Source organism: Streptococcus sp. HSISS2, from assembly GCF_000448665.1.
GTDB classification, from domain to species: domain Bacteria; phylum Bacillota; class Bacilli; order Lactobacillales; family Streptococcaceae; genus Streptococcus; species Streptococcus raffinosi.
In genome coordinates, this window is record NZ_CM002133.1 from 143,833 (window position 1) to 166,759 (window position 22,927).

Below are 22,927 nucleotides of genomic sequence, written 5' to 3' on the forward strand. Positions count from 1 at the left end.
AGCCTGTTCAAGGAGAGGAATTTTAGAAGGCTTTTGAAAGCCATATTTGATCATCTTTCCTTGGCAGTGAGGACATGGTGGTGCAGGATAATCAAGTATTGCTTGAACCTCAATGTAGGTATCTTTTTCAAAAACAAGAGAAATAATGATGTTTGGGTCTTTAATTCCGATTAATTCTGTGGTACTCTTAATAAGTCTCATAAGTTCTTCCTAATGATGGTTTGGTTGCTTTTCATTATAGTTTCTTATGGGACTTTTTGTCTGCATTCAAAAAGCTCTATAATCTCTATGGTGGTTTTACCCACTACAGAAATTATAGAGCCACAGGATATTAATATCTTAGCGCATACTTTTTAGTAGTTCACTTCAATTTTATTGAGTAGTAAGATTTTTTACGGATGAAATATGAAAATTAGCTCTGCTATATCGGTTGACTTGAATAGGAAAAGGTTTTCAGCTTGGAGACCAAGTCACTTTTTTACTTGAAAGTAGTTTTTTTAATGTTATCTAAGCTTTGGAAGTTTAAAGTTTTTTGGATTTTCTTTCAATTTTATAGTGACATTTATGTCGCTATTTTATTTTGCTGACTTCATTTATAATGGATTTGTAATTTAATTAGATTACATTATTTTATTTTTATTGGAGGTTTTATGCAGCAAGAAGTTTTTGTTCACGCATATGAGGTTGTACGACCGATTGTCCTTAAAGCTTTTCGCCAATACTTTATTCAACTTTGGGACCAAGCAGATATGGAGCAAGAAGCTATGATGACTCTTTATCAACTTTTAAACAAATTTCCCGAATTAGAAGGTGATGATGATAAGCTACGTCGTTATTTTAAAACGAAGTTTAGAAATAGACTGAATGACGAAGTTAGACGACAGGAGTCAGTTAAGCGTCAAATCAATAGGCAGTGTTATGTAGAAATTTCAGATATCGCTTTTTGTCTTCCAGATAAGGGATTAGATACAGTAGACCGAATCGTTTATGATCAGCAAATTAAGGCTTTTCGTAATCAGCTTTCTGCTGAAGATTCTGCTAAGTTAGATCGATTGTTGGCTGGTGAATGTTTTAGGGGAAGAAAGAAGATGATTAGAGAGTTAAGATTTTGGATGGTTGATTTTGATCCTTACAATGAGGAGGATTAATTTTCGATTTTATAACGTTTTTTATCTTGTTCTATGATATCTATTCACTTTTAGTAATGATCAAAGTTTGAGATGATTGCTTTTAACCCCTAGCTTATAACGATAAATACTATCTTAATAAGCTGATTTCATAACTAAATACCCCCTATGTTAGATAGAATAAAATCTAACATAGGGGGTGCAGTGCATTCATTTTTGGGTGTTTTTTCAGTTGATGATTATTGTGATGAGTAATTGAATCTTAATTATTTTACAACTATGGAATTTCCGGAAAATTTTGGAAGTTCAACCTTTTCTTTTATCAGAGCTTCTTGGTAAAGTTTTAGGAAGTCTGAGTAGATATGGGTCTGTTGTCCATTTTGTGTAAAAATGTCAACTCGAAAAACTAATTGGCCTGACGGTGTTGTGATTAATCCAATAACATTTGGAGTTCCACAGATTTCGGGATATTTTTCAATGTTATCTTGATTAACTTGTTCTATGATACTCATAACTTTATTGATATCAGTCGATATATAAACTGGGATGTCAATTTGTGCTCTCATGTCTCCTCGAGATTTGTTGGATACGATTGTAATATTTCGATTGGGTATGAAATGGAGCGTTCCATCAAATCCTCGAATTTGTGTTGTTCGGATACCAACAGTTGAAATCCGACCCGTAACAGTTCCTACTTCTACTGAATCTCCCACTTCAAATTGGTTTTCTAATAAGATGAAAAATCCGTTAACAACATCTGATAAAAAGCCTTGTGCGCCTAAACCAAGTGCAACTCCAGCAAGTCCTGCTCCTGCAAGGAGGCTAGATACAGGGACACCAAGGATACTGAGGAGCCAGTAAACAAGGAAAAGTAAAGCACGTAGTTCATACTATTGTGTAGCAGGCGCTCAATTGTTTTTTGTCGGGCAGGGGTTTGAATAGTCCAGGATAGAGATCGTCCCACAGTATGTTTAAAAAGGAAGTCAATGATTTTTTTACTGAGAAGGAATATAGTGAGGAGAATAAGGAGTTTGATTCCTTTGGTAATAAGTACCATTAAGATTTCTTCGAAATTAAATTGTTGGATATACTTTTGTAAAATATTCATAGCACTAGTTTATCAAAATTTGAGAAAAGAAGCAGTTTGTAACGATGTTCTTGTGATTAAATTGGAGAAAAAACTTTTAAAAGGCTTTGAAATATGGTAAACTAAACTGTATCTATAAAATTTTAAGGAGAATGACTACATGTCTGTATCATTTGAAAACACAGCCACTAACCGTGGTGTGGTGACATTTACTATCGGTCAAGATAAAATTCAACCAGCTTTGGATCAAGCGTTTAACAAGGTTAAAAAGAATTTGAACGCACCAGGTTTCCGTAAAGGACACATGCCTCGTGCCGTATTTAACCAAAAATTTGGTGAAGAAGCTCTTTATGATGATGCTTTGAATGCAATTCTTCCAGCGGCTTATGAAGCAGCGATTACTGAACTTGGTCTTGATGTTGTTGCACAACCAAAAATTGATGTCAAATCAATTGAAAAAGGTCAAGATTGGACACTTACTGCAGAAGTTGTTACAAAACCAGAAGTAAAACTTGGTGCATATAAAGATCTTGAGGTTTCAGTTGAAGTTTCTAAAGAAGTTACTGATGAAGATGTTGATGCTAAGCTTGAAAACGAACGTAAAAACTTGGCTGAATTGGTCGTTAAAGAAGGTGCAGCTGAAAATGGCGACACTGTTGTTATCGACTTTGTTGGTTCAGTAGATGGCGTTGAATTTGATGGTGGTAAAGGTGAAAATCACTCTCTTGAACTTGGTTCAGGTCAATTTATCCCAGGTTTCGAAGACCAATTGGTTGGTTCAAAAGCTGGTGATGAAGTAGAAGTTAAAGTAACTTTCCCAGAAGACTATCAAGCTACTGATCTTGCGGGTAAAGATGCTGTATTTGTTACTAAAGTTAACGAAGTTAAAGCTAAAGAAGTTCCTGCTCTTGATGATGAGTTGGCTAAAGACCTTGATGACGAAGTTGAAACTCTTGATGAGTTGAAAGCTAAATATCGTAAAGAACTTGAAGCAGCTAAAGAAATCGCATTTGACGATGCTGTTGAAGGTGCTGCACTTGATTTGGCTGTTGAAAATGCTGAAATCGTCGAATTGCCAGCTGAAATGGTTGAAGACGAAGTTCACCGTGCTATGAACGAATTCATGGGTAACATGCAACGTCAAGGTATTTCTCCTGAAATGTACTTCCAAATTACTGGTACAACTCAAGAAGATCTTCACAAGCAATATGAAGCTGATGCTGACAAACGTGTGAAAACTAACCTTGTTATTGAAGCTGTTGCTGCTGCTGAAGGATTCGATGCTACTGAAGAAGAAATTCAAAAAGAAATTAACGATCTTGCAGCTGAATACAACATGGAAGTATCACAAGTTTCTTCACTTCTTTCACCTGAGATGCTTAAACATGATATTACGATGAAAAAAGCTGTTGAACTTATCACAAGCTCAGCAAAAGTTAAATAATAGAACTAAAATCAAGTTTCTGTTGAGACTTGATTTTTTCTTCTATAAATGCTTTGACTATTGACTCTTTTTAGCGTAAAATAGAGGGTAGCGAAAAATTGATTGCCGAGCTATTTTTGTTTCGACATTAGCTTGAGTAAGAATGAAGGAGAACCACTTTGGAACTAGACGTATTTGCTGGACAAGAAAAAAGTGAATTATCAATGATTGAAGTGGCCCGTGCTATCTTAGAAACACGTGGTCGTGATAATGAAATGTATTTCAATGATTTGGTCAATGAAATTCAAAATTACTTAGAAAAATCGGATGCTGATATCCGTAAAGCTTTGCCATTCTTTTATTCAGATTTGAATACGGATGGGAGCTTCATTCCTCTAGGAGATAACAAATGGGGCTTACGTTCATGGTACGCTATTGATGAAATTGATGAAGAAGTCATCACATTGGAAGATACTGATGAAAATGCGCCAAAACGTAAGAATAAAAAAGTTAATGCCTTCATGGATGGTGATGAAGATGCCATTGACTACAATGACGATGACCCAGAAGATGAAAACTTTACACCTAATTCTGATAGTCTTGAATACGATGATGATAACGATGATGATGAGAAAGCCGAAGTGGAATCTTATGACTCTGAGTTGAATGAAATTATTCCAGATGATGATTTAGATGATGTTGAGCTGTCTGAAGAAGATGACGATGATGACTATGAAGATGAGTCAAATGATTAATTTTTCATTGACAAATAGTCTTGGATAGTTTAGACTATGTATCGGGCACCTCTTTTGAAGAGGTCATGATCAAGACTCCCAGAGTAAAACTCTAGGGGGTCATTTTTGTTTTTGTCATTTACTGGTTTTGTTGATATTGAGTTACTAAATAGTACTCATGTTGGACACTGGTAAAGGACTATCTCGATTATCGAATACGGTAATCAATCTGCTATTTTTATGGTTTTACATTATATTAAAGGAGTTAACATGACAAAATATATTTTCGTCACTGGTGGTGTAGTATCTTCAATTGGTAAAGGGATTGTAGCTGCGAGTCTTGGACGTTTGCTTAAGAATCGTGGACTTAAGGTTACCATTCAAAAATTTGACCCTTATATCAATATTGACCCAGGAACGATGAGTCCTTACCAACATGGTGAAGTTTATGTCACTGATGATGGTGCTGAAACTGACCTTGACCTTGGTCACTACGAACGTTTTATCGACATTAACCTTAATAAATACTCTAATGTGACTACTGGTAAGATTTATAGTGAAGTTTTACGTAAAGAACGTAAAGGAGAGTATCTTGGTGCGACTGTTCAGGTGATTCCGCATATTACAGATGCTTTGAAAGACAAGATTAAGCGTGCGGCGACAACGACTGATTCTGATGTTATTATCACTGAAGTTGGTGGTACGGTTGGTGATATTGAAAGTCTTCCATTCCTTGAAGCTCTTCGTCAAATGAAGGCTGATGTGGGTTCTGATAATGTTATGTATATCCACACAACACTTCTTCCTTATTTGAAAGCTGCTGGTGAAATGAAGACAAAACCAACGCAACACTCTGTTAAGGAATTGCGTGGTTTGGGTATTCAACCAAATATGTTGGTTATCCGTACAGAACAACCCGTTGGTCAAGGAATCAAAAATAAGTTGGCTCAGTTCTGTGATGTTGCACCTGAGGCTGTTATTGAATCGTTAGATGTGGAACATATTTATCAAGTACCACTTAATATGCAGGCTCAAGGTATGGATCAAATTGTTTGTGATCATTTGAAACTGGATGCTCCAGCTGCAGATATGACAGAATGGTCTGCTATGGTTGATAAGGTGCTTAATCTTAAGAAGACAACGAAAATTGCTCTTGTTGGTAAGTATGTAGAGCTTCACGATGCTTACTTGTCAGTGGTTGAGGCACTTAAACACTCAGGCTTGGCAAATGATACTGCTATTGATATTGACTGGGTTAATGCGAATGACTTGACTGCGGAAAATGTTGCTTCTCGTTTGGCTGATGCTGATGGTATCATCGTTCCTGGTGGTTTTGGCCAACGTGGTACTGAGGGCAAAATTCAAGCTATTCGTTATGCTCGTGAGAACGATGTACCGATGTTGGGTATCTGTCTTGGTATGCAATTGACATGTATTGAGTTTGCTCGTCACGTTCTTCACTTGGATGGGGCTAACTCGGCTGAACTTGACCCAGAAACTAAATACCCAATTATTGATATTATGCGTGATCAAATTGATATTGAAGATATGGGTGGAACTCTTCGACTTGGTCTTTACCCATGTAAGTTGAAACCAGGTTCTAAGGCTGCTGCAGCTTATGGCAATCAAGAAGTTGTTCAACGTCGTCACCGTCACCGTTATGAATTTAATACTAAATTCCGTGAACAGTTTGAGGCTGAAGGCTTTGTATTCTCAGGTGTGTCACCAGATAATCGTTTGATGGAAGTTGTAGAACTCCCAGACAAGAAATTCTATGTGGCAGCGCAATACCACCCAGAATATCATAGCCGTCCAAACCATGCTGAAGAACTTTACAGTGCCTTTGTGACAGCAGCGGTTGAAAATGCTAAATAACGAACTAGAACAGAGTGGGACAGCCTACTCTGTTTTTTATTGGCTCCTTTTATGCTAAAATAAGGGGGATACTAAGAAAGAACGAGGAAAACAAATGGCTAAGTTTGGCTTTTTGTCAGTATTAGAAGAAGAATTAGATAAGCATTTGGATTATGATTTTGCGATAGACTGGGATAAAAAGAATCACGCTGTAGAAGTAACCTTCATCCTAGAAGCGCAAAACAGTGGTAATGTGGAGACTATTGATGACAAGGGTGAAGTGTCTGATGAGGATGTTATTTTTGAAGACTACGTGCTCTTTTACAATCCAGCAAAATCACGTTTTGATGAGGAGGACTACCTAGTAACAATTCCATATGAGCCTAAGAAAGGTCTATCTCGTGAGTTTTTAGCTTATTTTGCAGAAACCTTGAATGAGGTGGCAACAGAAGGGTTGAGTGACTTGATGGATTTCCTATCTGATGATGGACCTGAGGAATTCGGTTTGGTTTGGGACAAAGACGCTTTCGAAAAAGGGAAAGCTGGCTTGGAAGAGGGAGAATTTTATCCATATCCGAGATATTAGGAGGGAAAGCTCAGATTTATGGATTGCTTAGGAGTACTAACTGGTTGTAAAATGTTATTTTTTGCGATGATAAGAATTTAACCATCTTTCGGAATGACAAGGAAGCTTTGTATGACTTAGGTTAGGATTCTATCTTAAAATAGTTTTTGAAATTTACATGTATATTGTTTAGAATTCCTTTAAATTATTTTATGTGTTGATCATTAATAACGGGGGAGTGGATACTTGTTTTTAGCAGGTCTCTTTCTTTGTTAATATAGTTAGAATAACTCTTACAGTTTCACATAAATGATTGAAAATGAGATACGGTTAACATTATATTTTGATTTTGAAAAATATGGTATAATTCTAGTACTGAAATCTAAGTTGAACATATATTGCTACTTTACATATGTTTTTCGATTCGAATAAAATACATTTCAATGAATAGATAAACAAGGAACACATGAAAAGAATTTATTATCAGAAAGATAAGAAAAAAGTTGTAGCTATAGATATAAAAAAGATAGCTACGTATTCTATATTTGCAAAAGACTATGAGAGTGCACACAAAAAATTACTTAAGAAGCATGTAACCTTGTCACAGGAGATGGACAAGCGTTTAGGAAAAATTTTCTCAGTAAAAGAAACTAAACCAAAGGCAACCCAATTAAATGACTTTCTTGGGCAATTATATGTATGTTTAGTAAAATTTTTAAAGACAAATAGGGTAAAAATACTTGGAATATTTGCAATTATGGGGATGGTCAATTATTTCACTTTAAGTTGGTTGAAGGCTAACATTTCTTATCTATCTCATATAGAAATTAATCACGCCTCTCTGACTGATAATTTTATGAATTTACCATTGATGATTACAATCTTTTGTATTCTATTTCTTTTGTTTCTTATTCCAAAGAAAAAAGAATGTTATATTAATGTTCATTATACTAGTTGCTGATTTGACATTCTTTTGGAAAGACAAAGATTCATTTATTAATTTGGATAATAGTAGCTCCTATATTCTGAAGATAGGGCAGAGTGTATTAGAGAATACTTGTTTTTGGTCCTTCTATTGGTCACAGTTTTTGTAGTATCACTTATAGTATATGATACTTTTGAGACAATTTATAAATGGTTAGTTGGAACAAATAAAAGTATTGAAGCTCCCAAACTATCACTTATATGGGCAATCGTTGCTTTTCTCTTAGGATTACTTTTAAAATAGAAATGATGGTGAATTTATGAACTACTTTAAAGATTATGTGGAAAATCCAGTGAAATTAGGAATGATATGTATAATTGAGATTGTCATGTCTTGGTGGATAAATAAATTTAAGCATAGCCCAGAAATTATTAGTATAAAGCAACAAAGACTAGGAGCGCTTCGTGAAGCGTTTAAAATTGTGCAAGTAGATGGGTATTATTTTCATTTATTTTTAGGATTATTTTGGGCAATATCCCTTTTATTTCTTATTTTTTGGGGGATTAAAGAACGAAAATATATAGCCTCTTTGATTTATATTGTATTCTTAATTATTTTTTGGGGTATATTTTGGGATCCAATTGTCACTACTTTTTTAACTATTTTAATTGCAGGCAGTTTAATCGTGTTATCTATGGATTCATAAGTAGTCGATTTAATTGCACTTAAAACATACTTACATGATATGTTAAATATGTGATTTATAAATGTGTAAAATATCAATGTTAAAGTTAGTCATAATTGATTAGATATTCTGATAGGCTAAAGAAAAAATTAAAAATGTTATGTCATTTATTTTTACAAAGTATGACTTTGAAAATGAGGGAAGTACGTTTAAGAATAAGTCTTTGAAGAGAAGGAATTTTTTGCTTATCCAAGGTATTAAAGGGAGCGAAAAGGGATGGATGCTTATTTAAAAGATCAGTTCGATTTTACAGGTGTTAAGGCTGCCTTACTCGTAGAGCAAAGTATTTTGGTTATTCTCAGAGATAATAAACCAGCTATTCCTTGGCCCAATATGTGGGAATTGACTGGTGGTGGAAGAGAAGGCCTGGAAACGCCTCTTGAGTGTCTTCGACGTGAAGTCTGGGAGGAACTTGGATTGGTTCTGAAAGAGGAATCAATTATCTGGTCGAGAATCTATCCTAGTATGTTGGATAAAGACAGGTCAGCTGTTTTTGTGGTTGCTCAAATCAGTCAGGGGCAGTATCAGGAGATTTATTTTGGAGATGAAGGCCAAGAATTTAAATTGATGCCTATAGAGGACTTTATAAAAGCAGAAGGAATCATTCCACAGTTGCAAGAACGATTTAAAGATTATTTATCAGAAAAGGAAGAAAATAATATATGGACAAATGGCAAGAACTAACGATTGAGGTTAATCGTGAGGTCGAAGAGGCAGCTTCTAATATTTTAATTGAGTCTGGGAGCCAAGGTGTGGCTATTGATGATAGTGCAGATTATTTGGAAAATGCGGACCGTTTTGGGGAACTTTATCCTGAGGTTGAGCAGGTTGAGACGGTTAAAATTACAGCTTATTATCCGGAATCAGCAGATATCGAGGCCATTACCAAGCAAGTTAATGAGCGTTTGGCTGAGTTAACGGATTTTGGTCTTGAAACGGGAGATATTCACTTGGCTACTCAAGAGTTGGTTGAAGAGGATTGGGCTGAGAATTGGAAAAAATACTATGAACCAGCTCGCATTACCCATGACCTGACAATCGTGCCGTCATGGACAGACTATGAGGCATTAGTAGGCGAAAAAATCATCAAACTAGATCCTGGCATGGCCTTTGGAACAGGAACACACCCAACGACTAAGATGAGTCTTTTTGCACTTGAACAGGTGCTCCGTGGTGGTGAGACGGTGATTGATGTGGGAACTGGATCGGGTGTCCTCTCGATTGCTAGCTCTCTTCTTGGTGCTAAGGAGATCTACGCCTATGACCTTGACGACGTAGCGGTTCGAGTGGCACAGGAAAATATCGACATGAATCCTGGTATGGAAAATATCCATGTTGCTGCGGGAGATCTTTTAAAGGGCGTGACGCAAGAAGCTGATGTTATCGTGGCTAATATTTTGGCGGATATTCTCATCCACCTGACGGAAGATGCCTACCGTTTGGTTAAGGATGAAGGTTACTTGATTATGTCAGGAATTATCTCTGAAAAATGGGATATGGTACGTGAATCGGCCGAGAAAGCTGGTTTCTTCCTAGAAACTCACATGGTTCAGGGAGAGTGGAATGCCTGTGTCTTCAAGAAGACAGATGATATTTCAGGTGTGATTGGAGGCTAAATGCAACAGTATTTTATAAAGGGGCAGGTTGAAAATCCAGTAATCATCAAAGACAAGGATGCTGTGAAGCATATGTTTAACGTTATGCGTTTAACAGAGGATGATCAGGTTGTCTTAGTTTTTGAAGACGGTATCAAGCATCTTGCACGTGTGACTGACCGTGAGAATCATGTCTTTGAAGTGATTGAAGACTTAGCTGATAATGTTGAGATGCCTGTTTCAGTGACCATTGCCTCTGGTTTTCCAAAGGGAGATAAGCTAGAGCTGGTGACACAAAAGGCAACGGAGCTTGGAGCACAGGCTATCTGGGCTTTCCCTGCGGACTGGTCTGTGGTTAAGTGGGATGGTAAGAAGCTTGCCAAGAAGGAAGATAAGCTTGCCAAGATTGCTCTAGGAGCTGCAGAACAATCCAAACGTAATCGTGTTCCTGAGGTCAGGTTGTTCGAGAAAAAGGGGGGAATTTCTATCAGAATTAGCTAATTTTGATAAGATTTTTATCGCCTATGAGGAAACCGCTAAAGCTGGCGAGTTGGCTACTCTAGCTCGTGAATTGGCTCAGGTGGAACATGGACAGAAGCTCCTCTTTATCTTTGGACCAGAAGGTGGTATTTCTCCGTCTGAGATTGACGCCTTTGAAGATGCTGGTGGCGTTAAGATTGGCCTTGGACCACGTATTATGCGGACGGAAACAGCTCCTCTCTATACTTTGAGCAGTGTGAGTTACGCTTTAGAATTGAATCAATAAGAGAAAGTTGGCCTTGTTCCAACTTTTTTTGTATTTGACACTTTTAAGCTGAGACATACTCCCGGCTGTTCATTTTGACATAGACTTTGTAATTTCTAAAAAGGTTGATAATCTTATTTAGGTTTAATATAATTGTATTATCTTTATAAAAGGGGAAGATTTTTAATGAAAACGAATCGTTATGTGACTCAATCCGCTGTGGTTTTGGGCCTTTTTGCCCTCTTGACTGTGCCACAAGTCCTAGGGCATGCTGATGAAGCAAATACATCAGTAGCAACTACTTCAACTGAAAGTGTGACAGATAGCGGGACTTCTGTTGTATCAGGACAAGGAACTTCGGAGACAGCTGTTCAAGGAGGAGCAGAGACTGTATCTGCTACCCCAACACCAGTAGCGGCAAATGCGTCTGCAGAGCCATCATCTAATACTTCAACGTCCCAAGCAAATCAAGAAGCCAGTGCTGTTTTGACCAATGCTAACCAGGTGACACCAGCAGTACCAGTACAGGCCGAACCTGTTACAGAGCCTGCTCATGAGGGGCAAACCGTTGATATGCAGATTTTGTCAACAACAGACCTTCATACCAACTTGGTTAACTATGATTATTATCAAGATAAGCCGTCTCAAACAGTTGGTCTGTCTAAAACTGCTGTTCTTATCAAAAAAGCCCGTGAAACCAATCCCAATACGGTCTTGGTGGACAGTGGGGATACGATTCAGGGAACTCCTTTTGGAACTTATAAGGCTTTGATTGATCCTGTTGCCCAAGGTGAGACTCACCCTATGTATAAGGCCTTTGAGATGCTTGGGTATGATGCCGAAACGCTTGGAAATCACGAGTTTAACTATGGCCTCGAATTTTTGAACCGTATGGTTAAGACTGCTAAGATTAATATTATCAATGCAAATGTGCGTGATGCTAAGACAGGTGACTACTATTACAATCCTTATAAGATTGTTAACAAGACCTTTACTGATATGGACGGCAAACAGGTAACACTAAAAATCGGTATTACGGGTGTCCTTCCAACACAGATTTTGGTTTGGGATAAGGCCAATCTTGAAGGTAAGGTAACCGTTGATGATCCAATGGAGGCTGTTAAGACAATTGTTCCTCAAATGAAAGCTGCAGGAGCTGACTATATTCTGGTCGCAGCTCACTCTGGTATTGGTGACAATGAATACACTAAGAACGAGGAAAATGAAGGTTACCAAATTGCTGGTATTGAAGGCGTTGATGCTGTTGCGACAGGGCATTCTCATGCAGATTTTCCAAATGGAGATGGCACAAGTTTTTATGCTAAATATCCTGGTGTAGATGATGTTAATGGTCTCATCAATGGAAAACCTGTGGTTATGGCTGGTAAGTTCGGAGATCATCTCGGAATCATGGATGTCAAGTTGACTTATACGAATGGTAAATGGAAAGTTGTCAACAGTAAGGCCAAGCTTGAAAAGATTGACACTAAGTCAGATGTTGCGGACAAGGACTTAATTGACATGGCTGCTCATGACCATAATGGGACAATCAACTATGTCCGTAAGGAAGTTGGTGAGACCACTGCACCAATCACTAGCTACTTTGCTCAGGTTCAGGATGATCCATCTATTCAGATCGTTAATAATGCACAACTATGGTATGTTAAGAAACAAGTAGCCGGAACAGCAGATGAGAATCTTCCACTCCTTTCAGCTGCAGCACCTTTCAAGGCAGGAACTCGTGGTGATGCGACCTACTATACTGATATTCCAGCGGGGCCATTGGCCATTAAGAATGTCGCAGACCTCTACCTCTACGATAATGTTACAGCCCTACTCAAAGTGACTGGAGCACAAATCAAAGAATGGTTGGAAATGTCTGCGGGACAGTTCAATCAAATTGATCCTAACAGCAAAGAACCACAACAACTTATTAACAGTAGTTATCGCTCATATAATTACGATGTGATTGATGGGTTGACTTACAAGTTTGATTTGACACAACCTAACAAATATGATCGTGAAGGTAAGTTGGTTAACCCAGACGCTAGTCGTGTTCGTGACTTGGCTTATCAAGGTAAACCCATTGATTTGAATCAGACTTTCCTTGTGGTGACTAATAACTACCGTGCGACTGGTAATTTCCCTGGTGTTAAGGATGCTGCAGAAAAACGTCTCCTCAATCTTGAAAATCGTCAGGCCATCATTGACTATATCGTCAGCGAGAAAACGATCAATCCAAGTGCCGATGGAAATTGGAGTTTCGTTCCTAATATTACCAATGCAGACATCCGTTTTGCCTCTTCTGACAATGCGCGTGCTCATCTTGCTGGTCAGGATGCCATTAGTTATGTAGGACCATCAACACAGGCAGGATTTGCAGAGTACCGTTTGGTTGTTAAGGAAAAGGCAAATCAAGTTGAGGATACGACTAAGAAAGAATCTGAGAAGTCACCAAAAGATGTTGAGATGGCAGACCACACTAAGCATGTAAAACCAAATGCTACTGCAGTTGCTAGCATGGCTAAACCTGCTTCAGCTATCCAGTTATCAAACGCTCAAGTCGTTATCTTACCTCAAGCTCAAGTGCAAGAAACTCAACCTTCAAGCTCAGCCAAGAGCTTGCCAAACACGAATTCAGACGAATCTGTGTCAGCAACTTTAGCTGGAATGGTTCTTTTGACCTTGGCTGGATTCTTTGGAATCAAAAAGCAAGAGAAAAATTAAGCAAGATAAAAAGCCCCTATCAGGGCTTTTTGGCTTTAGTTTGATAGTTGTTTAAAGTTCTTTTGTGCTTCTAGGATAATGGGTGCCAGACGTTCGATATCAGACTGTGTACCACGAAGCTCGAAGTCCCCTAACATAGGGAAACCAAAACGTTTACTATATTGCTTAGCAGTTAGGCAGTATTGATTGTTGAAGTTGCGGTTACCAGAACCGATGATACCAAAGCAACGTTTGTAGTTATCATGGGCTGCGATAAAGTCTCCCAGTGGATTAGTTAGGATTTCGACATCTCCATTGTCGATGCCATTGCCTCCTTCAAGGTAGGTTGGCAATAGAGCAACAAAGGGTTCGTCCACTTGGAAGGTTTCATGATTGAGTTCTTTAATATTGATTTGGCGACAGGCAATTCCGTGTTTTAGGGATAAATAATCAGACATCCGTTTGACAAAGCTTTGGGTATTGCCACTAAGACTAATATACACGAGGGTAAGTTGAGACATAAGTGTCCTCTTTCTATCTATATCTTGTGTTTGCTCAATCATTCTAACACAAGATATTGTGTTTTTCAAGTTGCCTCCTTCTGACTAAGAATTGCCTATCTAGCTCTTTTTCTTTACTTGTAAAAGTGATAAAATAAAGGATAATTAAAAAGTAGCGAAGGAAGAAATCATGGCTAAAGATAAAAATATAACAGGCGAAGAAATTTTAGACATTTGCTCGGCTTACATGTCAGCAGATGATTTAAAATTAGTGGAAAAAGCCTGGCATTATGCGACGGAGGCTCATAATGGGCAATTTCGTCAGTCAGGAGAACCTTATATTATCCACCCTATTCAAGTGGCAGGTATCTTGGCAGATCTCCACCTTGATGCAGTGACAGTGGCCTGTGGTTTCTTGCATGATGTCGTTGAAGACACCGAAAAGACGCTAGATGATTTGGAAGCAGATTTTGGCCTTGATGTACGAAATATCGTAGATGGTGTTACCAAGCTTGGTAAGGTCGAGTACAAGTCACACGAAGAGCAACTAGCTGAAAATCACCGTAAGATGCTTATGGCCATGTCTAAGGATATTCGTGTTATCTTGGTTAAATTAGCAGACCGTTTGCATAATATGCGTACCCTTAAGCATCTTCGTAAGGACAAGCAAGAGCGTATTTCTCGTGAAACAATGGAAATCTATGCTCCCTTGGCTCACCGTTTGGGTATCAGTCGTATCAAATGGGAACTGGAAGATATGGCCTTCCGTTACCTTAACGAGGTGGAATTCTACAAAATTTCCCATATGATGAAGGAAAAACGCCGTGAACGTGAGGAACTTGTGGATGATATTGTCGCTAAAATCAAGACCTATACTTCTGAACAGGGACTTGTCGGAGACATTTATGGCCGCCCCAAACACATCTACTCAATTTATCGTAAGATGCGTGATAAGAAGAAGCGCTTCGATCAAATTTATGATTTGATTGCCATTCGCTGTGTCATGGAGACGCACAGTGATGTTTATGCCATGTTGGGCTACATCCACGAGCTTTGGCGCCCCATGCCTGGTCGCTTCAAAGACTATATTGCCAATCCTAAATCCAACGGTTACCAGTCTATCCATACAACGGTTTATGGGCCAAAAGGGCCTATTGAAATTCAAATCCGTACTAAGGAAATGCACCAAGTTGCCGAATACGGGGTTGCAGCTCACTGGGCTTACAAGAAAGGTATCAAGGGCAAGGTAGATTCGAAAGAGTCTGCATTGGGAATGAACTGGATTAAAGATCTCGTGGAACTCCAAGATGCTTCAAATGGCGATGCTATGGGATTTGTGGACTCTGTTAAAGAGGATATCTTCTCAGAACGTATCTACGTCTTTACACCAAATGGAGCTGTTCAGGAATTGCCTAAAGATTCGGGGCCTATTGACTTTGCCTATGCCATCCATACCCAAGTCGGTGAAAAGGCTACAGGTGCTAAAGTCAATGGTCGTATGGTTCCTTTGACTGCTAAGCTCAAGACAGGTGACGTGGTTGAGATTGTCACCAATGCTAATTCTTTTGGTCCTAGCCGTGACTGGATTAAGATGGTTAAGACCACCAAGGCCAGAAATAAGATTCGTCAATTCTTTAAAAATCAAGACAAAGAAGCTTCTATCACCAAGGGGCGTGAGCTTTTGGTTGGCTACTTCCAAGAGCAGGGCTACATTGCCAATAAATATCTGGACAAGAAGCATATAGAGGAAATTCTTCCTCGTATGAGCGTACGCAGTGAGGAGGCTCTCTATGCGGCCGTTGGTTTTGGTGAAATCAGTGCTGCTGCTGTCTTCAATCGTTTGACGGAAAAAGAACGTCGTGAAGAAGAGCGTGCTAAGGCTAAGGCTGAAGCTGAAGAGCTAATGAAGGGTGGCGAAGTCAAGACTGAGAAGAAAGAGGTTCTTAAGGTCAAGAGTGAAAATGGGGTTATCATCCAAGGTGCCTCAGGTCTCCTCATGCGTATTGCCAAGTGCTGTAACCCAGTGCCTGGAGACGAAATTGAAGGTTACATCACTAAAGGACGTGGTATCGCCATTCACCGTTCAGACTGCCATAATATCAAGAGTCAGGAAGGTTATGAACAACGGTTAATCGAAGTAGAGTGGGATGAGCGTAATGCTAATAAATCTTATTTGGCTGAGATTGACATCTATGGTCTTAACCGTTCAGGTCTGTTGAATGATGTTCTTCAAATCTTGTCAAATACGACTAAGAGTATTGCGACGGTCAATGCGCAACCAACTAAGGACATGAAGTTTGCCAATATTCATGTTAGTTTTGAAATTGCCAACCTCATTGAATTGACTGGTCTTGTGGATAAAATTAAAATTATTCCAGATGTTTACAGTGTTAAACGTACCAATGGTTAAGGAGCTCTTGCTATGAAGATTGTGATTCAGCGCGTTCAAAAGGCCTCCGTAGCTATTGAGGATCATACAGTTGGTGCTATTAATCAGGGTCTCTTACTCTTGGTCGGAGTGGGTCCAGAGGACACCAGAGAGGATTTGGATTATGCGGTGCGTAAGATTGTCAATATGCGTATTTTTTCAGACGAAGCTGGCAAGATGAATCTCTCTGTTAAGGATGTTAGTGGCCAGATTTTGTCGATTTCTCAGTTTACGCTTTTTGCGGATACGAAAAAAGGGAACCGACCAGCCTTTACAGGAGCTGCAAAGCCAGATATGGCTAGCCAACTCTATGACGATTTCAATCAATCCTTGTCAACCCATGTTCCTGTAGAACGAGGATGCTTTGGTGCAGATATGCAGGTTAGTCTAGTTAATGATGGGCCTGTGACCATCATTTTAGATACCAAAAATAGATAAGCAAACCATTTCCCACCTTGTATGGGAAGTGGTTTTTTGCTACTCTAGATGACCTTCAAGACATTATAAGTTGCTAGACTGAATCTTCAGCATTTATGAATTATCTTTGTCATTTTGGAGAGATAAAAATAAAGAATATTTAATGACATTAAAAAACGTTGCTCTAGAATTTCTAAAAAAATCTGACCATTCATGATGAAAAAGTTACCGTTTAAGAGGATTACCGGAAATTCCCTTGTTTTACAAAAAAGATTAAGTTAACATTAATTTCATAAGAAACACCAAGCGGTTTTTATGAAACTAAAAACAACTCGAGTTTACTGCATGCAAATAAAATAGTGATAATTTGAAACGCCGAGGTGATAAAGATTTTGTAGAAGGATAGAGATAGATGTCAAAGAAAGTATCGTCAACTAAATTATTATCAGGTTTGTTTGTAGCTGGTGGTGTCTTGGGAATTAGTCAAGTAGCCAAGGCAGATAACGTTGTCAGTTCCGAAGCAACCAACCCCGTCATTACCAGCAAGGCAGATAACTTGGTCGTGGTACCAACTGAGGTGGTTGCTCCAGTTGCAACAACAGAAATAAGTCCATCGTCTGTAGCTGTTACGACAGATACAGCAACAACTGCGACTGCTACCACAGTATTTTCCCAAGCGGTACCAACAGAGGGCGCTAGCTCAGAAACTCTTGTAGCTAGTGAAGCGCTAGCTCCTGAGTCAGCTGCTGTGGAAACCATCACATCATCATCTGATAATGCTACGGAAGCAGGACGTCATTCAACAGCCCAAGTAACACCAGTTACTGGAGTGACAGAACAAAACTTGAATGGCGATGCTTACTTGACAGATCCAGAAACAACAAAAGCAGCCTATAGTAAGGCTGATGGTGATGTTAACTACTCTGTTGTTGTATCTAACCCAACCGCAGAAACTCAAACTTTGACTGTCAACTTGACCCTTCAACAGGCTTCAGAAATCATCGGTCAAGATAATGTTGATGTGACACTGGCAGCGGGGGCTTCGGTTAAGGTTTCAAATTTGACTGTTGCGTCAGAATGGTTGACAAACAACACAGGTTACTTGGTGACAATCAGTGTCAACGACAAATTGGGTAAAGCCTTGACAAGTAAACGTGTTGGCTTATCTGTTGAAAATGATTGGACAGTCTTCCCACGTTACGGTATTGTAGCAGGTTCACCGACTGATCAAAACAGTATCCTTGTCAAAAATCTTAAGGCCTACCGTAAAGAGCTTGAGCTTATGAAGTCTATGAATATTAACTCATATTTCTTCTACGATGCTTATAGTGAAGCTACCAATCCTTTCCCAAAGGGTGTTGATAGCTTTGTTCAAAAATGGAATACCTGGAGTCACACCCAGGTTGACACTAAGGCCGTTAAAGAATTGGTGGATCAAGTGCATAAGTCTGGCGCTGTTGCCATGCTCTATAACATGATTTCAGCAGATTCCAATCCAAAGAATCCAGCCCTTCCGCTCGCTGCTTTGGTTTATAATTTTTATGACAGCTTTGGTAAGAAGGGTGAGCCAATGACTTACACTATCGGTGACAACCCAACTCAAGTTTACTATGATCCAGCTAATCCTGATTGGCAAAAATACATTGCAGGTGTCATGAAATCAGCTATGGACCGTATGGGATTTGATGGTTGGCAAGGTGATACAATTGGTGACAACCGTGTGACAGATTATGAGCACCGTCACAGCACAGACGAAGTTGACTCACACATGATGTCTGATTCATATGCATCATTTATTAATGCCATGAAAGATCTTATTGGTGAGAACTATTACATCACAATCAATGATGTCAATGGCGGTAATGATGATAAATTAGCCAAGGCACGTCAAGACTTTGTTTATAATGAGCTTTGGACAAACGGTGGTTCAGTGCTTCCAGGACGTATGCAAGTTGCCTATGGGGATTTGAAAGCACGCATTGATATGGTCCGCAATAAAACTGGTAAATCACTTATCGTCGGTGCCTACATGGAAGAACCAGGTATTGACTATACTGTTCCTGGCGGAAAAGCAACTAACGGTGCTGGTAAAGATGCCTTGGCTGGTAAGCCATTGCAGACCGATGCGACCCTTCTGGTAGATGCGACAGTAGCTGCAGCTGGTGGTTACCACATGTCCATTGCAGCCCTTGCCAATGCTAATGCAGCCCTAAACGTCCTTCAAAGTGCTTATTACCCAACTCAATACCTGAGTGTGGCTAAGGACACTATTCGTAAGCTTTACACTTACCAACAGTTTATCATTGCTTATGAAAACCTTCTTCGTGGCGAGGGTGTGACTAACAGCATTCAAGCTGTGTCTACCAAGAATGTTGCTGGTGAAATCCTTTCTAAAGATGCGCTAGGTGTGACAGGAAATCAAGTTTGGACATTTGCTAAATCAGGAAAAGGTTTCTCAACTGTTCAAATGATTAACATGATGGGTATCAATGCGGGCTGGCATAATGAAGAAGGTTATGCGGATAATAAAACACCGGATGCACAAGAAAATCTCACAGTTCGTCTTAGCCTAGCAGGTAAAACAGCTCAAGAGGCCGCTAAGATTGCCAATCAAGTCTATGTGACATCACCAGATGATTGGGCAACTTCAAGCATGAAGAAGGCACAAGCAAGCCTTGAAACAGATGACAATGGTCAACCAGTCCTTGTCATTTCAGTTCCTAAGTTGACTCTCTGGAACATGCTTTACATCAAGGAAGACACAAGAGCAACACCGATAGCACCAGTTGTCTTAAAACCAGTTACTAACCAAGCTGGTAAGAAAGCAGATAATACCGTAACAGCTGAAGCAAGTTCAGAAACAGCTAAATCCGAAAATACAACAGTAAACAAAGGTTCAGAAGTTTCTACAGATGTGAAACCGATTGTTGAACATGTTCAACCAGATGAAACAATGCAACCAGCACCATCAGTTGATACACTCATAAAATCAGCAGCTATCCCAGTATCTATGGAATCAGAAGCACCATTTGATGAGAAAGATGGAGACCTGGTATCTAACTCTGGTCAAGGAGCGCTAGAATCAGCTTCAGTAAATACACTAGCTTCGGAGGCCCTAAGCTTAGCGACTTCAGAAGCATCATCAGACATTTTAGAAAGTGCAACGGTATCATCAGCAACCTCAGTCAGCACAAGGGCTTCAGCATCTTCAATATCTGAATCAGAGCCTGCAAGCAGTGCCATGGTCTCAGAGTCGGCCATTGCAACGACAACAGTCGTTTCGGAATCACATGTAGTTGCTGAACCAGTCCTTTCATTGACAGAATCAGAGAGTCAAGTGATCCCTTCAGAAGCGACTTCGGAGACATCAGAAACAGTCAGTACATCAGAGGAAGTCATCCTTGGTGGACTATCAGAAAACATCAATAGTTGGAATAGATTCCCTGATTCTCCACGTGTATCGGAATCCTTGCCAAGTACTTCAGAAACAATCACAGAAGCAGCGTCGCTCTTTAGCAATTATGCAAGATATTCAGAAACAGCAAGCTCAGAAGTTCATTCTATGGTAGCAGCATCTTCAGAAGCTTCTATTGAAAAATTAGCAGTATCTATTTTAAAGGATACTGAGGGTGGTTTATATGATGCAAGGACAATTAGAAATATTGTTGAGATGATTGATAGCATCACGACAAATGTTCGTTACACTCATGGGACCCTTCAAGAAGTTGCTAACACAGCCTCATCAGATAACACCTACAGTGGTAGTCAAAATCTTAATGTTGCCAATAAAACCACAACACAAAAAGGTGACAAAGGAACGACAGAAGGTCTCAAAGAGACAATTGTCAAAACAGCAAAATCTCATAAGTGGGGGGAACATGCTGTGGCTATCCTTACAGCCATTGTTCTAGCAGGTGCAGCCGCACTGGCAGCCCTTCGTAATTTCTTGATGTCAAAAAAAGATAACAAATAATAGGTAAAACTCTTTGTGCCAACAAGGAGTTTTCTTTGGGTAGACTGCTATTTTTCTGAAAATTGTGATACAATAGAAATAGTTTGAATATTGTGTCAAAGGAGAGCCAATGATTACTGCAAATGATATCGTAAAGGCTAACGAAGTCTTAAAAAACGTAGTGGAACGTACACCACTAGATTTTGATCGCTATTTGTCTGAAAAATACGGAGCAACCATCTATATTAAAAAAGAAAACATGCAAAAGGTGCGCTCTTTCAAATTGCGTGGAGCCTACTATGCCATCCATCAGTTAAGCGATGAGGATAAGGCACGTGGTGTGGTTTGTGCTTCAGCCGGCAACCATGCTCAAGGGGTTGCTTATACTTGTAATGAGATGAAGATTCCGGCAACCATCTTTATGCCAGTGACAACGCCTCACCAAAAAATTGGTCAAGTCCGTTTCTTTGGTGGCAAGTTTGTAACAATCAAATTGGTGGGAGATACCTTTGATGCTTCTGCCCAAGCAGCACAGGAATATACCAAGTCTGAAGGCATGACTTTCATTGCTCCATTCGACGATTATAATGTCCAAGCGGGTCAAGGAACAGTTGCTTATGAAATTTATGAGCAGGCTCAAGAGGAGGGTGTTTCCTTTGATAGTATCTTGGTTCCAGTAGGTGGTGGTGGTCTCATCTCTGGTGTTTCTACTTATATCAAAGATGTGGCACCATCTATGGAGGTTATCGGTGTTGAAGCTAGTGGCGCTCGTAGCATGAGAGCAGCTTTTGACCGTGGCTATCCTGTAAAACTCGAAGAAATCGATAAATTTGCGGATGGGATTGCTGTCCAAAAGGTGGGAACCAAAACTTACGAGGTGGCTCGTAAACATGTGGATCGCCTCTTGGGTGTTGATGAAGGGCTGATTTCAGAAACCTTAATTGATATGTACTCTAAAGTTGGTACCATTGCAGAACCTGCAGGTGCAGCTTCTGTAGCGGCCCTTGAAGTGATTAAAGATGAGATTAAGGGAAAAACCATCGTTTGTATCATCTCAGGAGGTAACAATGACATCAACCGTATGCCAGAGATGGAAGAACGTGCCCTTATTTATAATGGCATCAAGCACTATTTTGTGGTTAATTTCCCACAACGTCCAGGTGCCCTTCGTGAATTTGTAAATGATATCTTGGGACCAAATGACGACATCACTCGTTTTGAGTACATCAAACGTGCCAATAAAGGCAAAGGTCCAGTTCTTATTGGCGTGGCTCTTAGTGATAAGAATGATTATGACGGCTTGCTTGAACGTCTTTCGGACTTTGACCCAAGTTACATTAATCTTCACGGTAATGAAACACTTTACAATATGCTTGTCTGAGGACAGGTTTACCTAAGGAGAAAAGAACCGACGAAAGTTGGTTTTTTCTATTTGTAAATAGAAAAAAATCTTGTTTCCAATCAAAAACCCTCAGTATTTCTACTGAGGGCTATTGTCGTTATTCGATAATTAAGAGTCCATCTTTGATGGCGAATGGATTGTCTTTGTTAATATGGTCGTAGAACATGATACCGTTAGTATGGTCAATTTCGTGTTGGACAACGATTGAATTGTAGCCACGGAATTTGATGCGTTTCTTTTCACCTTCTTTGTTGAAGTATTCAACGGTTACACGTGCGTGGCGAACAACATAGCCAGGGACATCACGGTCTACTGAAAGGCATCCTTCTCCCTCACCTAGGGCAGCATCCTGAACAGAATGGGCAACGACTTTAGGGTTGTACATAATCTCTTGAAGGCTGTAGGCCTCTTTTGGTGGATTGCCTTCAGCGTCTTCAGGATTTGGAACGAGAACGGCGATAATACGTTTTGAAATATCTAATTGTGGGGCTGCTAGACCGACACCTCCACGAAGCCCCATTTTTTCAGCAATGATAGGATCCTGTGAATTACGAAGAAATTGCATCATTTTTTCACCCAGGATAATATCTTCATCTGAAAGTGGAAGGGTTACGTCTTCAGCGACAGCACGCAAGGTTGGGTTACCTTCACGAATGATATCATTCATATCAATCATATGGCTGGCGCGGATAATTTTAGTTTGAGCGTCCATTTATTTACCT

The 22,927-nt window shown here is 39.5% G+C and carries 16 protein-coding genes and 3 pseudogenes; 15 read left to right on the top strand and 4 right to left on the bottom strand.

Annotated features, from left to right (window positions below):
- Positions 1–201, bottom strand: a pseudogene (locus HSISS2_RS00790) (ISL3 family transposase); the annotation flags it as partial.
- Positions 202–650: 449 nt separating this feature from the next.
- On the opposite strand from HSISS2_RS00790, the gene HSISS2_RS00795 reads away from it, so the two are divergent.
- On the top strand, positions 651–1,148 hold the full coding sequence (locus tag HSISS2_RS00795; RefSeq protein ID WP_008535683.1) for a sigma factor: 498 nt from the start codon (positions 651–653) through the stop codon (positions 1,146–1,148).
- Between the two features lie 245 nt (positions 1,149–1,393).
- Here HSISS2_RS00795 and HSISS2_RS00800 read toward each other — a convergent pair.
- Positions 1,394–2,235 (bottom strand): annotated as a pseudogene (locus HSISS2_RS00800) (mechanosensitive ion channel family protein).
- Between the two features lie 139 nt (positions 2,236–2,374).
- Here HSISS2_RS00800 and tig point away from each other — a divergent pair.
- The 10 genes and pseudogenes from tig (at position 2,375) to HSISS2_RS00850 (ending at position 13,527) form a co-directional block, all read left to right on the top strand.
- Entirely contained in the window at positions 2,375–3,658 is a 1,284-nt protein-coding gene (gene tig, locus HSISS2_RS00805; RefSeq protein WP_008535685.1) for a trigger factor, read from the top strand.
- Between the two features lie 158 nt (positions 3,659–3,816).
- Positions 3,817–4,392, top strand: a complete 576-nt coding sequence (gene rpoE, locus HSISS2_RS00810; protein ID WP_008535687.1) for a DNA-directed RNA polymerase subunit delta — start codon at positions 3,817–3,819, stop codon at positions 4,390–4,392.
- Between the two features lie 249 nt (positions 4,393–4,641).
- The gene (locus HSISS2_RS00815) at positions 4,642–6,246 is read left to right on the top strand and encodes a CTP synthase (RefSeq protein WP_021144902.1); all 1,605 of its coding nucleotides are present in this window, start codon (positions 4,642–4,644) and stop codon (positions 6,244–6,246) included.
- Positions 6,247–6,340: 94 nt separating this feature from the next.
- A complete protein-coding gene (locus tag HSISS2_RS00820; RefSeq protein WP_021144903.1) occupies positions 6,341–6,811 on the top strand; it encodes a DUF3013 family protein in 471 nt (156 codons plus the stop codon).
- A 445-nt stretch (positions 6,812–7,256) separates the two neighbouring features.
- A complete protein-coding gene (locus HSISS2_RS00825; RefSeq protein WP_042766873.1) occupies positions 7,257–7,751 on the top strand; it encodes a hypothetical protein in 495 nt (164 codons plus the stop codon).
- 283 nt (positions 7,752–8,034) lie between these two features.
- Positions 8,035–8,421, top strand: coding sequence for a hypothetical protein (locus HSISS2_RS00830; protein WP_042766874.1), 387 nt, complete (start codon positions 8,035–8,037; stop codon positions 8,419–8,421).
- 255 nt (positions 8,422–8,676) lie between these two features.
- On the top strand, positions 8,677–9,144 hold the full coding sequence (locus HSISS2_RS00835; protein ID WP_021144904.1) for an NUDIX hydrolase: 468 nt from the start codon (positions 8,677–8,679) through the stop codon (positions 9,142–9,144).
- The gene (gene prmA, locus HSISS2_RS00840) at positions 9,123–10,076 is read left to right on the top strand and encodes a 50S ribosomal protein L11 methyltransferase (RefSeq protein WP_021144905.1); all 954 of its coding nucleotides are present in this window, start codon (positions 9,123–9,125) and stop codon (positions 10,074–10,076) included. The genes HSISS2_RS00835 and prmA overlap by 22 nt, the downstream gene beginning before the upstream one ends.
- A pseudogene (locus HSISS2_RS00845) lies at positions 10,077–10,821 on the top strand (16S rRNA (uracil(1498)-N(3))-methyltransferase).
- Between the two features lie 165 nt (positions 10,822–10,986).
- On the top strand, positions 10,987–13,527 hold the full coding sequence (locus tag HSISS2_RS00850; protein WP_021144908.1) for a bifunctional 2',3'-cyclic-nucleotide 2'-phosphodiesterase/3'-nucleotidase: 2,541 nt from the start codon (positions 10,987–10,989) through the stop codon (positions 13,525–13,527).
- A 35-nt stretch (positions 13,528–13,562) separates the two neighbouring features.
- Here the strand turns inward: HSISS2_RS00850 and nrdI are convergent, their stop codons facing one another.
- Complete coding sequence (gene nrdI / locus HSISS2_RS00855; RefSeq protein ID WP_021144909.1) at positions 13,563–14,027, bottom strand: class Ib ribonucleoside-diphosphate reductase assembly flavoprotein NrdI; 465 nt, start codon at positions 14,025–14,027, stop codon at positions 13,563–13,565.
- A 169-nt stretch (positions 14,028–14,196) separates the two neighbouring features.
- Between nrdI and HSISS2_RS00860 the strand changes: the two genes are divergently transcribed.
- The 4 genes from HSISS2_RS00860 (at position 14,197) to ilvA (ending at position 22,184) form a co-directional block, all read left to right on the top strand.
- Positions 14,197–16,416, top strand: a complete 2,220-nt coding sequence (locus tag HSISS2_RS00860; RefSeq protein WP_008535695.1) for a bifunctional (p)ppGpp synthetase/guanosine-3',5'-bis(diphosphate) 3'-pyrophosphohydrolase — start codon at positions 14,197–14,199, stop codon at positions 16,414–16,416.
- A 12-nt stretch (positions 16,417–16,428) separates the two neighbouring features.
- Positions 16,429–16,872, top strand: a complete 444-nt coding sequence (gene dtd, locus HSISS2_RS00865) for a D-aminoacyl-tRNA deacylase (protein ID WP_021144910.1) — start codon at positions 16,429–16,431, stop codon at positions 16,870–16,872.
- Between the two features lie 391 nt (positions 16,873–17,263).
- Positions 17,264–20,824: a glycoside hydrolase family 66 protein gene (locus HSISS2_RS00870; RefSeq protein WP_021144911.1), complete on the top strand. Its 3,561-nt coding sequence runs from the start codon at positions 17,264–17,266 to the stop codon at positions 20,822–20,824.
- A gap of 109 nt (positions 20,825–20,933) precedes the next feature.
- Positions 20,934–22,184 (top strand): threonine ammonia-lyase IlvA, encoded by a 1,251-nt coding sequence (gene ilvA / locus HSISS2_RS00875; protein WP_008535698.1) that lies wholly within the window; start codon positions 20,934–20,936, stop codon positions 22,182–22,184.
- A 118-nt stretch (positions 22,185–22,302) separates the two neighbouring features.
- On the opposite strand, the gene def is transcribed toward ilvA, so the two are convergent.
- Complete coding sequence (gene def / locus HSISS2_RS00880; protein ID WP_021144912.1) at positions 22,303–22,917, bottom strand: peptide deformylase; 615 nt, start codon at positions 22,915–22,917, stop codon at positions 22,303–22,305.
- Positions 22,918–22,927 lie beyond the last annotated feature (10 nt).

Excerpts from the sequence above, each read along its gene's own strand:
- HSISS2_RS00820 (WP_021144903.1), top strand. The coding sequence starts at position 6,341 with ATGGCTAAGTTTGGCTTTTTGTCAGTATTAGAAGAAGAATTAGATAAG.
- HSISS2_RS00815 (WP_021144902.1), top strand. The coding sequence starts at position 4,642 with ATGACAAAATATATTTTCGTCACTGGTGGTGTAGTATCTTCAATTGGT.
- nrdI (WP_021144909.1), bottom strand. The coding sequence starts at position 14,027 with ATGTCTCAACTTACCCTCGTGTATATTAGTCTTAGTGGCAATACCCAA.
- HSISS2_RS00795 (WP_008535683.1), top strand. The coding sequence starts at position 651 with ATGCAGCAAGAAGTTTTTGTTCACGCATATGAGGTTGTACGACCGATT.
- dtd (WP_021144910.1), top strand. The coding sequence starts at position 16,429 with ATGAAGATTGTGATTCAGCGCGTTCAAAAGGCCTCCGTAGCTATTGAG.
- def (WP_021144912.1), bottom strand. The coding sequence starts at position 22,917 with ATGGACGCTCAAACTAAAATTATCCGCGCCAGCCATATGATTGATATG.
- ilvA (WP_008535698.1), top strand. The coding sequence starts at position 20,934 with ATGATTACTGCAAATGATATCGTAAAGGCTAACGAAGTCTTAAAAAAC.
- HSISS2_RS00850 (WP_021144908.1), top strand. The coding sequence starts at position 10,987 with ATGAAAACGAATCGTTATGTGACTCAATCCGCTGTGGTTTTGGGCCTT.
- tig (WP_008535685.1), top strand. The coding sequence starts at position 2,375 with ATGTCTGTATCATTTGAAAACACAGCCACTAACCGTGGTGTGGTGACA.
- HSISS2_RS00825 (WP_042766873.1), top strand. The coding sequence starts at position 7,257 with ATGAAAAGAATTTATTATCAGAAAGATAAGAAAAAAGTTGTAGCTATA.
- HSISS2_RS00835 (WP_021144904.1), top strand. The coding sequence starts at position 8,677 with ATGGATGCTTATTTAAAAGATCAGTTCGATTTTACAGGTGTTAAGGCT.
- HSISS2_RS00860 (WP_008535695.1), top strand. The coding sequence starts at position 14,197 with ATGGCTAAAGATAAAAATATAACAGGCGAAGAAATTTTAGACATTTGC.
- HSISS2_RS00870 (WP_021144911.1), top strand. The coding sequence starts at position 17,264 with ATGTCAAAGAAAGTATCGTCAACTAAATTATTATCAGGTTTGTTTGTA.
- prmA (WP_021144905.1), top strand. The coding sequence starts at position 9,123 with ATGGACAAATGGCAAGAACTAACGATTGAGGTTAATCGTGAGGTCGAA.
- HSISS2_RS00830 (WP_042766874.1), top strand. The coding sequence starts at position 8,035 with ATGAACTACTTTAAAGATTATGTGGAAAATCCAGTGAAATTAGGAATG.